Source organism: Mycobacterium colombiense, from assembly GCF_003284975.1.
In the GTDB taxonomy this organism is placed as follows: Bacteria; Actinomycetota; Actinomycetes; order Mycobacteriales; family Mycobacteriaceae; genus Mycobacterium; species Mycobacterium europaeum_A.
The window spans coordinates 61,393-76,810 of record NZ_QMEU01000002.1 but is presented as its reverse complement, the minus strand read 5'-3'; the positions used below and the strand labels follow the sequence as shown (position 1 = coordinate 76,810).

The 15,418-nt window shown below is 66.2% G+C and carries 13 protein-coding genes and 1 pseudogene; 7 read left to right on the top strand and 7 right to left on the bottom strand.

The annotated features are described in order from the left end of the window. Positions 1 to 52 precede the first annotated feature (52 nt). From DQP58_RS01390 to DQP58_RS01380, 3 genes and pseudogenes are all read right to left on the bottom strand, one after another. Positions 53 to 775 carry an SDR family NAD(P)-dependent oxidoreductase gene (locus tag DQP58_RS01390; RefSeq protein ID WP_112706727.1) on the bottom strand — a complete coding sequence of 241 codons (723 nt, stop codon included), beginning with the start codon at positions 773 to 775 and terminating at the stop codon, positions 53 to 55. A 22-nt stretch (positions 776 to 797) separates the two neighbouring features. Continuing rightward, positions 798 to 1,565: an SDR family oxidoreductase gene (locus tag DQP58_RS01385; RefSeq protein ID WP_112706726.1), complete on the bottom strand. Its 768-nt coding sequence runs from the start codon at positions 1,563 to 1,565 to the stop codon at positions 798 to 800. 85 nt (positions 1,566 to 1,650) lie between these two features. Beyond that, positions 1,651 to 4,451: pseudogene (locus DQP58_RS01380) on the bottom strand (helix-turn-helix transcriptional regulator). A 158-nt stretch (positions 4,452 to 4,609) separates the two neighbouring features. On the opposite strand from DQP58_RS01380, the gene DQP58_RS01375 reads away from it, so the two are divergent. Beyond that, positions 4,610 to 5,419, top strand: coding sequence for an SDR family NAD(P)-dependent oxidoreductase (locus DQP58_RS01375; protein WP_112706724.1), 810 nt, complete (start codon positions 4,610 to 4,612; stop codon positions 5,417 to 5,419). A 23-nt stretch (positions 5,420 to 5,442) separates the two neighbouring features. On the opposite strand, the gene DQP58_RS01370 is transcribed toward DQP58_RS01375, so the two are convergent. From DQP58_RS01370 to DQP58_RS01355, 4 genes are read right to left on the bottom strand one after another with little or no spacing between them, the layout of a single operon-like run. After that, positions 5,443 to 6,273 (bottom strand): glycosyltransferase family 2 protein, encoded by an 831-nt coding sequence (locus DQP58_RS01370; protein WP_112706723.1) that lies wholly within the window; start codon positions 6,271 to 6,273, stop codon positions 5,443 to 5,445. Then, the gene (locus DQP58_RS01365) at positions 6,273 to 7,160 is read right to left on the bottom strand and encodes a glycosyltransferase (RefSeq protein ID WP_112706722.1); all 888 of its coding nucleotides are present in this window, start codon (positions 7,158 to 7,160) and stop codon (positions 6,273 to 6,275) included. Before DQP58_RS01365 ends, DQP58_RS01370 begins: the two co-directional genes overlap by 1 nt. Continuing rightward, a complete protein-coding gene (locus DQP58_RS01360) occupies positions 7,144 to 8,382 on the bottom strand; it encodes a glycosyltransferase family 4 protein (RefSeq protein ID WP_112706721.1) in 1,239 nt (412 codons plus the stop codon). Before DQP58_RS01360 ends, DQP58_RS01365 begins: the two co-directional genes overlap by 17 nt. After that, a complete protein-coding gene (locus DQP58_RS01355; protein WP_112706720.1) occupies positions 8,379 to 9,425 on the bottom strand; it encodes a glycosyltransferase family 1 protein in 1,047 nt (348 codons plus the stop codon). Before DQP58_RS01355 ends, DQP58_RS01360 begins: the two co-directional genes overlap by 4 nt. Positions 9,426 to 9,710: 285 nt before the next feature. Between DQP58_RS01355 and DQP58_RS01350 the strand changes: the two genes are divergently transcribed. From DQP58_RS01350 to DQP58_RS01325, 6 genes are all read left to right on the top strand, one after another. Continuing rightward, on the top strand, positions 9,711 to 10,376 hold the full coding sequence (locus DQP58_RS01350; protein WP_112706719.1) for a TetR family transcriptional regulator: 666 nt from the start codon (positions 9,711 to 9,713) through the stop codon (positions 10,374 to 10,376). Between the two features lie 11 nt (positions 10,377 to 10,387). Beyond that, positions 10,388 to 10,582, top strand: a complete 195-nt coding sequence (locus DQP58_RS01345) for a ferredoxin (protein WP_112706718.1) — start codon at positions 10,388 to 10,390, stop codon at positions 10,580 to 10,582. A 5-nt stretch (positions 10,583 to 10,587) separates the two neighbouring features. Further along, complete coding sequence (locus DQP58_RS01340; protein ID WP_112706792.1) at positions 10,588 to 11,832, top strand: cytochrome P450; 1,245 nt, start codon at positions 10,588 to 10,590, stop codon at positions 11,830 to 11,832. Positions 11,833 to 11,983: 151 nt separating this feature from the next. Beyond that, positions 11,984 to 13,045 carry an amidohydrolase family protein gene (locus DQP58_RS01335; RefSeq protein ID WP_205869308.1) on the top strand — a complete coding sequence of 354 codons (1,062 nt, stop codon included), beginning with the start codon at positions 11,984 to 11,986 and terminating at the stop codon, positions 13,043 to 13,045. Further along, a complete protein-coding gene (locus DQP58_RS01330; protein ID WP_112706716.1) occupies positions 13,045 to 14,289 on the top strand; it encodes a M24 family metallopeptidase in 1,245 nt (414 codons plus the stop codon). The genes DQP58_RS01335 and DQP58_RS01330 overlap by 1 nt, the downstream gene beginning before the upstream one ends. Beyond that, positions 14,279 to 15,418 carry a M24 family metallopeptidase gene (locus DQP58_RS01325; RefSeq protein WP_112706715.1) on the top strand — a complete coding sequence of 380 codons (1,140 nt, stop codon included), beginning with the start codon at positions 14,279 to 14,281 and terminating at the stop codon, positions 15,416 to 15,418. Before DQP58_RS01330 ends, DQP58_RS01325 begins: the two co-directional genes overlap by 11 nt.

Here is a 15,418-nt window from a genome sequence, read left to right as displayed (position 1 = left end):
GGCGCCCATGTGAGAGTCGCCCCGCGCGAACGCTTCTGGGCCGAAAAGGAGCTCACACAGCCACACCGCCCCCATCGACATGCAGGGTTGAACCGGTGATAAAGCTGGACCGCGGAGAACTCAGGAACAGCACCGCCTCGGCGATCTCGGACGGGAAGGCGGTGCGGCTTAACGGCAGCGCCCGCCCCAGGTCCTCGTTGACTTCCCCCCATTCCGCGGCCACGCCGGGCGTGCGGGTGGGCCCGGGCGCAACGCTGTTCACCCGCACCCCGGCCGCTCCGAATTCGGCGGCCCAGGTGCGGGTGAGCGATTCCAGCGCGGCTTTGGAAGCGCTGTAGCCCGAGGCGCCGGGAATTCCCTTGAATGCGGCCATGGTGGTGATGTTGACGATGCTGCCACGGCCGCGCTTCAGCATCCCCGGGATCAGGCCGGCTACTAGGAAGTACGCACCGCGAACGTTGGTGTCGAACAACGTCTCGAAAGATGCCGTATCCTGCTCGACCGTCAACGCCGACGGGAAAGCGCCGGCGTTGTTGACGATGATGTCGACCTCACCGCACTGTCGCACAAGCGAATTCACCGACTCGAGATCGGCCATGTCGGTCTGGATAAACCGCGCGTTCGCGCCAATCAGCTCCACCGCTTGCGCACCTCTGACCGGATTGCGGCCAGTGACAATAACGGTGGCGCCCTCGCTTGCGAGCAGTCGCGCGGATTCCATTCCGATGCCCGCCGTCCCGCCGGTGATGACGGCGGTGTGGTCCATCAGCTCCATCGGACTCACCTGTAGAAACCTCTTACTTGGCGCCGCTGGGTGTCTGGGAAGCCATCCAGGCGCTGAAGGTGGTGGGATAGACGACCACATCTTCACCATCGATGGGAACGATGCTGCGTTCGTCGAGCACCGCACCGTAGTAGCGGGCACCGGCATCGGTAACCACCCGGCGCGCATCACCCGTTACCGCAAACCGTGCCCGGATGAAGTCGTCCATGCCTTGCTTTTCGGGGCCGGCGATGTTGATCACCCCGTTGGTCGGATCGGCGGTCGCCGCACGGGTAACGGCCGTCGCGACATCCGCCGAGGCAATGGGCTGAAACGCCCCGCGCGGCGCGCGGACCGTGTCACCGTCGGCCAATGAATCCGCAATGCCGCCAACGAATTCGAAGAACTGAGTCGCCCGCACGATTGAATACGGAGATCTTGATTCCGTGATCACCTTTTCCTGGGCTATTTTGGCCCGCATGTAGCCGCTTTCGGCTGCCCGGTCGGCGCCCACGATCGATAAGGCGACGTGATTACGCACCCCGGCGGCCCGCTCCGCCGCCAGCAGATTGCGGGTGGAGGTGGTGAAGAAGTCCAGAACATCATCGTCGGCCCAGGACGGCGAGTTGGAGACGTCCACCACCGTGTCGACACCGGTGACGGCATCGGCCACACCCTCCCCGGTTACGGCGTTGACGCCGGTGCTGGGTGATGCCGGGACTGCTTGGTGTCCCTGGTCGGTCAGCATGGCGACGACCTGTGATCCGATCAGCCCGCTGCCACCGATTACCAAAATCTTCATAATCATGCCTTTCAAGTCTCCCGATGCATTGGCCCTTTCAGCATGATTCAGGCGAGGGCGGGTCGGAACCCTGGAAAGTCCGTAGTTACGCCGAACTCAGGGGGCCAAGTCCTTGGCCAAACCGCGCAGTTGCCGGCGCGAGGTGAGGCCAAGCTTGGCGAACACTTTCCGCAGGTGCCATTCGACGGTGTGCGAGCTGATGAACAACTGCGCGGCGATCTCGGGGTTGGTCAGCCCCTCTCCGGCCAGCCGGGCGATCTGCGCCTCCTGCGCCGTGAGTTCACCGCCGGATGCTGCGCCCGCTTTGATCGACCGCTTGCTCACCTTCTCGCCGGTGGCCAGCAGCTCGCGGCGCGTGCGTTCGGCGAATGCCTCGGCTCCCATCCGGGTGAACATTTCGTGGGCGGTACCCAACTGGGCGCGCGCATCGATCCGGCGGTTGCAGCGGCGGAGCCATTCCCCATAGGACAGGTGCGCCCGCGCCAGCTGAACCACGATGCGGGTTCGCGCAAGCCGCTCGATTGCATCCCGGTAGAAGACCTCCGCTTCACGGTCGGCAGTCAGCAGCGCCCGTGATCGAGCGTAAACTCCGGCTGCCCAATCTGTTTGGGCGCCCAGCGCCCGGGCTTCGAGTTGGCGCAGCGCGTCATGGGCGGCGTCTTTGGCGCCACTTCTCGCGGCAGCCTCGATGAGTTCCACGAGGCACTGGCCGAACAGACCTAAATCCTCGTGTTCGCATGCCTGGCGCGCGGCGGCGAAGGCGTCGTCGTAGCGGCTCAGACCGTTGTAGAGGACAGCGCTGGAATACCCGGTCAACGCCACTATTCGGCCTTCGCCCCTGGCGATCCCGTCTGTTGCCGCTCGGTCGATCAGATTCGTGGCGACGTCCTCATTGCCCCGCCAGGCGGCCAGCAGCACCGAGTGGTATTTGACCGGGGCATAACCCGTCGCAGCCGAGATGGCGTCGGCCTCCTCGACAAGTTGGGATGCCGTTGCGAATTCGCCGGCCTGGACGTGTACACCGGCGCGATAGACCAGGGCGTTCGGTAACACGGCGAGTGCGCCCGCCTCACGCGCCAGGCGTACCGCGTGGGTGGCCAGCCGATGCCATACGTCGTCGTCCCAGAGTTCGTGGGCGACAGATTCCTGGACGATGGGAAAGGCTCGCCAGAACCAATGCATGACGTCATCGGCGCGCTCGGCGGCAGCTTCGATGAGCCGCAGCGCCTCGCGCATCGCTGCCAGACTCGGGGCGAGTCCAGCCGTCGCCCGTAGCGCGACGCCATCAAGAAGGAGATCGACCGGCCGCGACGGCTTCGGCCCGGGCGGCGCCGCGCGGGCCGCTTCGGCGGTCGACGCAATACCGCCATGCGGGCACAGCCGGCCGCCGAACATCGCAGCCCCCAAGGCGTCTAGGTACGTTTCGCGGGATTGTGCGTCGTCCAGTGTTTCCAGCCGGCGTGCGGCATCGAGCAGACCCACGGCCGCATCGGAGACCGTCGGTGCATCGGCATCACCGCTACGGCTGCGGGAAAACACGATCTGCGCGCGCAGTCGGGTGACGCGGGCCTGCCGCAGCTTGTCCAGTGGCGCGGCCTCGGCGATGGTGAGCAGCTCGTCCGCGGCGTCGAAAGCCGCCACGTCACGCTTGGCCTGGGCGGCCGCGAGTGCCCGTGCCCCTCTGCGCGCCGAATCGGAGGTCAGTTGGGTGGCCCGTTCCAGGAACGCGGCAGCCGCGGCCACTCCGCCTCGGGCCTGGGCACGGTCGGCGGAGCGCTCGAGTGCGGCGGCGATGGATTCGTCCGGACCCGGAGCCGCAGCGGCCAAATGCCACGCGCGCCGGTCCGGGTCGCTTCGTGTGTCGGTCACCTCAGCCAGCGCCCGATGTACGCGTCGGCGATCCATCAGATCCGCCGTACGGTACGCCGCTGACCTCACCAGGGGATGACGGAATCGCACCCTGGTGCCCACGTCGATCAATCCGGCCGCTTCCGCGCTGGCCGCCGCGTCACGTGGAAGCCCCAAATGCTCTGTGGCGCGTGACAATAGCGCCGCGTCGCCCACCGGCTCTGCGGCCGCAATGATCAACAGCTGCTGGGTCTCGTCCGGCAGTGACCGGATCCGCCGGACGAATGTCTGCTCGATCTGTCCAGCCAGTGGTTGCACGTCCGGGCGCTGGAAGCCGCCCGCCAGCTCCGCGGCGGATAAACCCCTGGGCAACTCCAACAGCGCCAACGGATTTCCCTGGGTCTCCGCCACGAAGCGCTCGCGCACCTGGTCGTCCAGTCGGCCCGGGATCACCGAATCCAGCAATGCGCGGGCGTCGGCGGGGTTGAGGCCGCGGACCGCCAGGCCGGGCAAGCCGTCCCAATCATCGGCATCGATGGCGGCCGAGGCATCTCGCACCGCGAACACCATCGCCACGGGCTCGGCGATCAGTCGTCGGGCGACAAACGTCAACGTCTGGGCCGAGATTCGGTCGATCCACTGCGCGTCATCGATGAGGCACAGCAAGGGCTGGGCCCGGGTCGCTGCATCGATCAGACTGAGCACCGCCAGCCCGACGAGGAAGCGATCCGGCGCAGGTCCGGCGCTCCGGCCGAATGCGATCTCCAGTGCACCGCGCTGCGGAGGCGGCAGTTCATCGATGCGATCCAGCACAGGCACGCACAGTTGCTGTAAAGCGGCAAACGGAAGTTCCATCTCGGACTCCACCCCAGAAACCCTTGCCACGCGGAAGCCAGGGGCGCGCTCGGAAACGAACTCCAGCAGCGCCGTCTTGCCGATGCCTGCCTCGCCCCGCAGCACCAGAACCTGACTTTTGCCCGAGCGGGCGCCCGACACCAGCCGGTCGAGGGCAGCACATTCCGCGCGCCGACCACGCAAAGGTTGTGCCTGTTGAACTTTCACCCACACCGCCGCTGGAAAGTGATTTGCCGTTCGACTTTACCGAGCGCGCCTACCGATGGCGTCGAGCACCGACCCGGCGCAAATCTTAAATCAATTGCTTGACTTAATGCGGCAGCCGCCGATTAACTCGTCGTGTGGTCAACGAATTGGACGGCAAGGTCGCCATCGTCACCGGCGGCGCTTCGGGCATCGGTCGCGGACTCGTGGAGCGGTTCGTGGCCGAGGGCGCGCGAGTCGTCATCGCCGACGTCGAGACCGACCGCGGCGAGGCGTTGGCCGCCTCGCTCGGCGGCGCGGCCGCCTTCCGGAAGACCGACGTCGCCGATCCCGGACAGGTGAGGGCGCTGGTATCCGATGCCGTCGAGAAGTTCGGCGGCCTGCACGTCATGGTGAACAACGCCGGGATCTCCAGCCCGCTGCGGAAGTTGCTCGACGACGACCTCGCCGATTTTCATCGGGTGATGGGGGTCAACGTGCTCGGCGTGATGGCGGGTACCCGAGATGCCGCGCGGCACATGGCCGAACACGGCGGCGGATCGATCATCAACATCACCTCGATCGGCGGTATCCAGGCCGGCGGCGGCGTGATGATCTACCGCGCCTCCAAGGCGGCCGTCATTCAGTTCACGAAGGCCGCGGCGATCGAGTTGGGAGCACACGAGATTCGGGTCAACGCCATCGCTCCGGGTGGCATACCCACGCCGATTTTGGGCAAGTCGGCGGCAGGCATGGACCCAGAACAACTACAGCGATTCGAGGCGCGGATTCGCCAGGGGATGCGTGATGACCGGCCCCTGAAGCGCGAGGGCACGCCCGAGGACGTCGCCGAGGCGGCGGTGTATCTCGCCACCGACCGGTCCCGCTACGTCACCGGGACCGTGCTGCCCGTAGATGGTGGCACGGTGGCGGGCAAGGTGATCCGGCCCAGGAAACGCGAGGGATAGGCCGCCGGCTCGCGCCAGGGCGGTTACGGTCCCGAGGCCCGGACGGGGCGTCCGGTGGCCTGACGATGGATGAGACCTTGGTCGGAAAAGGCGGACAACCAGCCCTCCATGGGCCACCACCCCCAGCGGCGATGAAAAATTGCGGCATTGCGCAGTATGTCGTCCAGATGGTCCACCGGCGGGTCGGCGACCGGGTGGTATTGGTGGAATGCGTGTGCCCCGCCAACCCACCGCATCGGAACCTGTTGAACCGCGGCGCATTGCGCGAAGTCGGTGTCCTCACCACCGTAGCCACGGTAGATCTCGCAGAATCCGCCGATCCTTTGCCAGGTAGGGATTCTCACCGCAAACGACAGCGACCAGAACAACGCGTAGTCCGTCGTGGCGACGACGACGTCGTCTGCCGGAACCGGCCGAGCGGGATGTGGATCAGGTGTCGCCTGAATTTCTGGGATCACGTAGCCGCCGGGTCCCGGGGGTGGTAAATACGTGACGGGCCCGCACAGGATCGCATCCTGGTGTTCCTGTTGGCCCGCCACGGCGTGGTAGCGAGCGAGCAGGTCCGCGCCCGGAATGCAGTCGACGTCGAGAAAAATGATGAGTTCTGCGGCATTTCGCGCCGCGGCCGCGGCACCGATATTGCGTCCCATGGCCACCGGCAACGGCGGGGAGGCGTCGCATTCGAGCACCTGTGCCGGCGCACGGAGCTCATCCACGACGGCGGCGATTCCGGGGTCACCGAGCGCGACCACGATGTGCATGTCCGGCCGCAGCGTGCTGGTGTTGAGGCCTTCGAGCTGCCTACGCAGGTGGGCGCCCCGGCCATGGGCCGTGGTGACGATGGCGGTGCGCATCACGCGCCTCCCCGACACCGGCGGGCGGCTGACTCGATCGCGTCGGCGGCGCGGCGCGCGGCCCCATCCACTTCCCAGCGCCGCCACCGTTGCGGATCAGTCGCCGTCGCCTGGGTCAGAAGCGCGGGCCAGCCTGTAGCGTCGGGCAGTTCACCCGTGACCACTGCAAGCCGGTGACCCTTGAGCATCTCGGCAGTGGCGCGCTGCTCATCAAACGGGCGCGGTTGCGGGATGACCACCGCGGGGCGTTGAGCCGCAGCGACATCCGCAATGCAGCTCTGGCCCGCGTGGGTGACGACGACATCGGCTCGCTGGAGTTCTGGCCATGGATCGTCTCGCCACGAACCACTCCCGCCGCCGAGTGTCGTCCATGAGAGGACCGAAGCCGCTGCGGCGCAGTCCTGCAGCGCCACGCCGAACGTGTCGCCGGCGCCTCCCAAAACGACTACCCTCATCTCTTCCAATGGCGCGACACGCGATGAGGATGCCGAACCGTCGTCGGAGTTACCGCGACCTTCGAAACGGCTGATACCTCCGACGTAGCTCGTTTTCTCATCCCAGTGCCGCAGCCATGGCGGCACACTGAACGTCCGTGGCCACGCCGCCACGATGTGATCGGCGAGTCGGTGCACCAGCTGGTGTGGCGCATCCATCCGATTGCCGGGCAGCGCCATCACGATGACCGGTACACCGAGGAGTCGAACGAACACGGCCACCTCGACCGAGATGTCGACCACGACGGCTTCGGGCCGGGCGTCGGATACCCACCTCGCGATGTCGGCCATGCGCGCGCTGAAGCCGGCGTCGTGGTGCGGCGCCCAATGCAGCGCGCCGTGCGCCGTGACGCCGTGCGGCCGCGGATCCGCGTCGTCACGCGGTAACTTCATGATCGTCGAAAACGGATGCGGCTCGGGAATGTTCAATGAGGTGATGGCCACCACCGGGCGCCGCATCCGGGCGCAGATACTCATGGCCCGGGCCAGATGCCCGAAACCGTGGTGGTGGATGTAATACCCGATCATGTGACCTGCCCGCGGACTCGTCGATCATTTGCCGGTAAAAATCGGTGTATGCGGTCACCATAGCCTCCGCCGAGCAGTGGCGAATGGCGTGTTCGCGCACCTGCTTTCGCGGTAGCCGTATCGCGGTGGAAATGGCATCGGCCATCGCGGCGACATCACCGGCAACGACGAGCCGACCCGATGAGGAACTCAGGAACTCGGGGATGCCACCCCGGGCAAAAGCCACCACCGGGGTACCGCACGACATCGCTTCGGCGACGACAAGACCGTAGGGCTCGTCCCACGTCGGAGTGACGAGCGCTGCTGCGGCATGACCGACCAGACGGGCCAGGCGGCTGTGTTCGAGATGACCCGCGTAGCGGATATCGCCTCGTAGCTGTGGATGCACCTGTTCGGCAAAATACCTGCGATCGGAGATCGGTCCAGCAAGAACCAAAGGCCTACAAGCTCGTTGGGCCACGGCGATGGCGAGGTGCGGCGCTTTCTCCGGAGTGATGCGCCCGAACCACACCAGATCTGGTCCGCCCGGACCAAGCGGCCACTCGCGAGTGTCGATGCCGTTGGGGATCGCCGTGATATCGCCGGTCACCTTTTCCCACGCCGCGGCGGTGTGCCGGGATACCGCTGCAAATCGGCTGCCCCGCCCCATGGAGGCGCCGATCGCCGACTCGAGCCAGGGCGTTGGTGGTGTGTGCACCGTGGTGAGCATCGGCGTGGACAGTGCCGGAGCCATCGCCACCGGCAGGTAATGCAGGCTGTGGTTGTGAATGACGTCGAACTCCTGGCTACCCGGATCCGCGAGCCAGACCATCAACGACAGGTATGCGTGGTGATCGGCCATGAACGCGGCCGGGGTCATGGATACGTCGTTCCGCGCTGTCTCTGACAAGTCCAGCGTACGGACGGCGAGCGTCTGACATTCCAAGCCTGGGTCCGAACCGGCAGCCGCGAACAGCGACACTTGGTGGCCGCGGGAAGCGAGAGCACGGGTCAGCTGGCAGACGTGCGCTTCCAGCCCCCCGGCAAATGGTTCACGAATGGGATGACGGGTGGACGCGATCAGTGCTACGCGCAGGGGCGCCGTCATCGCAGGACGCTCCGGTAGATCGCGCGGTGTGCCGAAGCGAGCGCGCGTCGTTCGGCAAGCCGCGCCGGCCAATCGGCCCTGGGAGCGTGGTGACCGGTGGTCCAGCGCGCGTGTGCCCGGTGAATGGCACGGCAGAGGGAGGCTTGGTCGAACCCCTCGTCGCTGAAGCCGAAAACGCCGCACGGCCGTTGCTGGTGGTAGAACCCGCAGTCGGGGGCCACGACGGCGGTACCAAGGTCGTAGCTGGCCTCAAGCCAGCCGGAATGGGTGCCGAACCGGTAGGGCAGTACGGTCACGGCAAGCGAGGCGAGGTACTCCCACAGTTCGTCGTCCGAGAAGTAAGGGTGCACACGGACATTCACACGCTCGTGGCAGTCGTAGCCCAGCAATGCCGCGCCGGTCTCGGGTGCGAACCAGTGGTTGTCGGGGTCAAAGATCTCGTCGTGGACGTCGATTTGCAAGGTCGCGTCCGGCAGCGACGACACGATGACCGCGAGTGCGTGCACAAGGGGCAGCGGGTCCATGTTGGCGCGCAAGCTCTTGGCGTGCAGACCGATTACGAACCGATCACCCCGGCCGCGGGGCCGCTCAATCCACTCCTTTTCGAGCACGTGAGGATGCGGCAGCACGTGAGCCCGTCGCCCCCAGGCCTGCCAGAGACGTTGTGCGGCACCGGGTGTCAGCGTGATCAGCTCGTCCGCAGCGGCGATCAGAACTTCCTGCTGCGCGGCATGGGCTTCGGGTTCCGGATGATGGGGATTCCGCAGATCGTGCACCGTATACACCAGTGGCTTGTCGTGCACCTTGAGCTCTTGGACTACCCCGGCCAGCACCTCGGGACCTATGGCATCAAACCCGAAGTGGACGTGGAACACGTCGAACCGGGTGCGATTGTCGCTAATCCACCCGGGCTCCAGCATCAGCGGCGGCCACCATCCTCCCGGGACGGTGCGTCCATCGGATGGAATCGGATCATCCAAGCGCACAACGGAATCCATGCCTGGATCGGCTATGTGACGCACATACACATGTGATGCGGGCACCGAGGCGATGCGTATCAACCGAGCCCCTTTTCAGGCATGTGGGAGGACGGCGTGTCGCCAGCGGCACTGTCCGCCACCCAGCAGCGGAACCGTTCCTGCCGGCTGAAGAACGGTGCGAACGGGCAATACCCGCCGGATTCGGACCCAAACGTGGGATCAGGCGCGCTGGCTGTGGGGGTGCCCGGTTAACGCGACGCCCCGTCAGCGAAGGGGCTGATGTCGGGGAGACTCGACGCTTTAAATCAATCGCTTGACTTAAAGTACCGGACGAGGTTGACTGATCCAATGACCACCGCCGGCCGGGCCGTTCGCACCGATCGGGCCAGTTCCACCCAAGAGGCGATCCTGGTCGCGGCCGAGCGCCTGTACGCCGAGCACGGCATGTTCGCCGTGTCCAACCGGCAGGTCAGCGAGGCCGCCGGGCAGGGCAACAACGCCGCCGTCGGCTATCACTTCGGCACCAAGGCCGACCTGGTGCGGGCCATCGAGCACAAGCACCGCGGGCCCGTCGAGCAACTGCGCGAACAGATGGTGACCGAGTTGCTCGACACGGGCGGTTCGACCGAAATGCGCAATTGGGTGGCCTGTTTGGTGCGCCCGCTCACCGATCATCTGGAGGAGCTCGGAAATCCGACCTGGTATGCGCGTTTTGCGGCCCAGGCGATGACCGACCCCGCCTACTACAACATCATCGTCAGGGGCGCGCTCAGCTCCCCGTCGCTGGTCCAGGTCGTCGAGGGCATCAACCGCTGCCTGCCCGAACTGCCGGCCGAGGTGCACTTCGAACGCAACATCATGGCCCGAAACCTGTTGATGCACACTTGCGCCGATCGCGAACGCGCGCTCGCCGCAGGAGCGGTGACGTCCCATCGTTCATGGCGGGCCGCGGCGTCCGGGCTCATCGACGCGATCGTGGGCCTGTGGCTGGCGCCCGTGACGGCGTACGAATGAAGGGCGTGCGAATGAAAGTGACTGTCGACCAAGACGTTTGTGCTTCATCGGGTAACTGTGTGATGAATGCGCCCGAAGTGTTCGACCAGCGCGACGACGACGGCGTCGTGGTGCTGCTCAATCCGAGTCCCAAGCCCGAGCAGGTCGAGGGCGCGCGCCGGGCGGCGGCGGCCTGCCCCGCGCTTGCCATCCACATCGAGGAATGAAAACGATGTCCGACACCCTGACGAGCACCGCGGCGGAGCAGACCTCCGATATTCCGGACTACCCGATGGCCAGGGAGCCGCGCTGCCCCTTCGCGCCACCGCCGGATGTCATGGCGCTGGCCGAAGCAAGACCGCTGTCCCGGGTCCGGATCTGGGACGGCAGCACACCGTGGCTCATCACGGGCTACGAGCAAGTGCGCGAGCTGTTTTCCGATTCGCGGGTCAGCGTCGACGACCGGCAGCCCGGCTTCCCGCACTGGAACGAAGGCATGCTGTCCACGGTGCACAAGCGGCCGCGGTCGGTCTTCACCGCCGACGGCGAGGAGCACACCCGATTCCGGCGGATGCTGTCCAAGCCGTTCACCTTCAAGCGGGTCGAAGGTCTGCGCCCGACCATCCAGCGCATCACCGACGAGCACATCGACGCGATACTCGCCGGACCGCAGCCCGCCGACATCGTCACCGCACTGGCGCTCCCGGTGCCCTCGCTGGTGATCAGCCAGCTGCTGGGCGTTCCCTACGAAGATGCCGACATGTTCCAGCATCACGCCAACGTCGGCCTCGCGCGTTACGCCACCGGTGAAGACACCGTCAAAGGCGCCTTGAGCCTGAACAAATACCTCGCTCAGCTGGTCGAGGCCAAGATGGAGAATCCGGCCGAGGACGCGGTCTCCGACCTCGCCGAGCGGGTCAAGGCCGGCGAACTCAGCGTCAAGGAGGCCGCCCAGTTGGGCACCGGCCTGCTGATCGCCGGGCACGAGACCACCGCCAACATGATCGGTCTCGGCGTGCTCGCCCTGCTGGAAAACCCCGACCAGTTGGCCGTCATCCGCGACGCCGAAGATCCGAAGGTCATCGCCAGCGCGGTCGAGGAACTGCTGCGCTACCTGAGCATCATTCAGAACGGCCAGCGCCGCGTCGCGCTCGAAGACATCCACATCGCCGGGGAGACCATCCGCGCCGGCGAGGGCATCATCATCGATCTCGCCCCGGCCAACTGGGATCCGGACGCGTTCGCCGAACCGGACCGGCTCTACCTGCATCGCTCCGGCGCCGACCGCAACGTCGCATTCGGCTATGGCCGGCATCAGTGCGTCGGGCAGCAGCTGGCCCGCGCCGAGCTGCAGATCGTGTTCCACACGCTGGTGCGGCGCATTCCCACACTGCAACTTGCCATTCCGATCGAGGAGGTTCCGTTCAAGGACGACCGACTCGCCTACGGCGTCTACGAACTGCCGGTGACCTGGTAGCCAGCTCGCTACTCATCAAAATTCGGATCCGAATGGAGGGTCAACGATGACGACTCAAGCAAGCACGCTTTACCCGCCCGGCGGTTATGGCGCTCCGAAGGACCGCCGTGGTCACGCCGCGGGCAGCGACGTCGGCCTGCCGCAGGGGACCGTGGTCTTCTCCGCGGACAACCACATCTCGCTCGCGGATGACATTTTCTACCAGCGCTTCCCGGACGACCTGAAGGATAAGGCGCCGCGGATCTGGTACGAGGACGGCGCCTACCAGGTCGGCCGCAAAGGGCAGTCGTTCCTGCCGGGCGACTTCAGCGCCGTGCTGATGCAATACGACGACCTGCCCGGCGCCGCGAGCACCAACATCGAGGCGCGCATCCAGGAGTTGCACGACGACGGCGTCGAGAAGGAGTTGGCGTTCCCCAACGCGGTGCTGGCGCTGTTTCACTACCCGGACAAACAGCTTCGTGAGCTCGCCTTCCGCATCTACAACGAATACATCGCCGAGCTGCAGGAGCGCTCGAAGGGCCACTTCTACGGCGCCGGGCTGATCAACTGGTGGGACCCGCAGGGCACCCGCAAGACGCTCGAAGAGCTGAAGTCGTTGGGGCTCAAGACGTTCCTGCTGCCGCTCAATCCGGGCAAGGACGACGACGGCAACATCATCGATTACGGCAGCACCGCGATGAAACCGGTTTGGGACGAGATCGAGGCCTCCGGTCTTCCGGTGACCCACCACATCGGGGAGACCCCACCGAAAACGCCGTGCCAGTTCAACAGCGTGGTGGTGGGCATGATGATCAACATCGACGGATTCCGTGAGCAATTCGCCAAATACCTCTTCACCGGGATTCTCGATGATCATCCCGGGCTGCGCATCGGCTGGTTCGAGGGCGGCATCTCCTGGGTGCCGTGGGCGCTGCAAGACGCCGATCACCTGATGGGCTCGTACCAGCACATGTTCAACCGGACACTCGAGCACGAACCGCGCTACTACTGGGACACCCACATGAGCGCCTCGTTCATGGTCGACCCGCTGGGGTTGCAGCTGATCGATCAGATCGGGGTGGACAAGGTGATGTGGTCCAGCGACTACCCGCACAACGAGAGTACCTACGGCTATTCCGAGAAATCGCTGAAATCCGTTGTGGATGCGGTGGGCCCGGAGAACGCGGTGAAGATCGTCAGCGACAACGTCACGAAGTTCCTGGGTCTGTAGTGACGACGTTCGCGCAACTGAACACCGACACCGGCAACGGACTGGTGATCCCGGAAATCGCCGACTTGAGCCGCCTGCGCCGTGCGACGGGGACCCGGCTGCGCTCGGCGATGGCGGAGCGCGGTGTCGATGCGATGATCCTGCTGGGCAACAACGCGGTGGTCTACGCCACCGGTGCCAGCTGGCCGCTCGGCGACGCCGGGTTGTCCTACGTCGAGCGGCCGGTGGCCGTGGTGCTCGCCGACGACGAGTGGCCACACCTGTTCCTGCCGTTCCGCGAGGGGGCCGCACAGGAGTCGGACCTGCCCGCCGATCACCTGCACGGGCCCGTATATCTCGAATTCGACGAGGGCGTCCAGCATTTCGCGCATCAGCTGGCCGATCTGATCCCGGCCACGGCGGTAGTCGCGGTCGACGAGTTCACCGGCGCCATGTCGCGCGCCGCCAAGGCTCTGTTCCCGGGCGGGGCGCCCGTGGACGCCGCGGCCATCGTGAGCGCCGCCAAGGCGGTGAAGACTCCGGACGAATTGTCGTGCATGCGCACCGCGATTCGGATCACCGATGAGGCTATGGTCGAGGTGCAGAAGCGCCTGGCTCCCGGCATCCGTCAAATCGATTTGTCCGCAAGCTTTTTGCGCCGCGCCTTCGAGTTGGGGGCCACGGCCAGCATGCTCGAGCCGATCTGGCAGGTGATGCCCCCCAGCAAGGCCGAGGGTGTGTGGACCACACACGGCGACCTGGCGCTGCCGCTGCTCACCACGGAACGCGAGCTGGCCGAGGGCGACGTGCTGTGGACCGACGTCAGCATCACCTATCAGGGCTACTGTTCGGACTTCGGGCGCACCTGGATCGTCGGCCGCGATCCGTCACCTCGTCAACGGGCGCAGTTCGACAAGTGGTTCGAGATCATGAGCGCGGTTCTGAGTGTCGCCAAGGCCGGTGCCACCGCGGCGGATCTGGGGCGCGCCGCCGTCAAGGCCAACGGTGGCACCAAGCCGTGGCTGCCGCACTTCTATCTGGGCCACGGAATCGGCGTCAATGCCGCCGAAATGCCAATGATAGGAACCGATCTCGGTCAGGAGTTCGACGAGAATTTCGTTCTGCAATCCGGGATGGTGCTGGTGCTGGAGCCCGTCGTCTGGGAGGACGGCACCGGCGGCTATCGCAGCGAAGAGGTCCTGGTGATTACCGAGGAAGGTTGGATCCGTTTGACCGACTACCCCTATCACCCTTATGGCAACTGAAGTCCTGCCCGACGAGCGCACGCTGCGCCTGGGCCGCCGCCGACGGGCGCTGGCGCAGATGGCGGCACACGATCTCGACGTCCTGGTCCTCGGCCGGCAAGCCAATGTCCGGTATGTCACCGGGGCGCCGCAACTGTGGGTCGCCGGCACCCGGCCCTTCGGCCCGACCTGCGTGCTCGTGCGCGAAACCGGCGCCGTCCACCTCCTGAGCACCTGGGACGAGGGCGTTCCGGAAGACATCCCTCACGAAAACCTCTACGGCATCTCGTGGAACCCGATGAACACCATGTCGGCGCTGCAGCGCATCGACGGGGCGGCGAGCGCGCGGCGCGTCGGAACGGATGCCCTCTCGCCGGTTTTCGCCCAGTTGCTGCCAACCGCGTTTCCCAACGCCCAGCTGGTCGACGGCGAGCTGGCCATGCGGGCGGCACGCCGCATCAAGACGGACGAGGAGACCGCCGCCATCCGGGAATCCGTCGCGGTGGCCGAGTCGGCCCTGGCGGCCGCGGTATCCGAGTTGCGGCCGGGGGTGACCGAGCAAGCGCTGGCCGGCGTCTTGCTGGAGGCATCCGCGGCCGGTGGGGTCAGCACCCCGTCGAATCAGGATGTCGCATGGGTGACTTCGCGCAAGCATCCATGGCGGCGGGCCGACGACGGTGATCGGAACGAAGGCCGTATCCAGGACGGTGATCTGGTGGCCTTCTCCGCCGGCGTCCTGGCCGGGGGCTACGTCGGTGAGGTCGGCCGGACCTGGCCTGCCGACACCAGGCACGCGCCCAACGGGGCCGCCGCCCTGCAGCGGCGCTGGGAGAGCCTGTGGGGCAAGCTGATCGGTGCCTGCCGGCCCGGAGCGGGCGCGGGCCAACTGCTCGCCGCCTACCACGCCGCCGGCGAGCCCGAGCCGCCGATGCCGGTGGCCCGCGGCCTGGGCATGGGGTTTGACCCGCCCGTCGTCTCCAAGCATCTGCCCGCGACCGCGGCCGGCGAACGCCTCGAGCCCGGGATGGTGCTGGCCGTCACCGGTTATGTATGGGAAGAGGGAATCGGCGCTGTCTTCGGGCGAGAGGCGGTCCTGATCACCGCCGACGCCCCCGAAGTGCTCACCGGTAGCCCGTTCTGGCAACCCTAG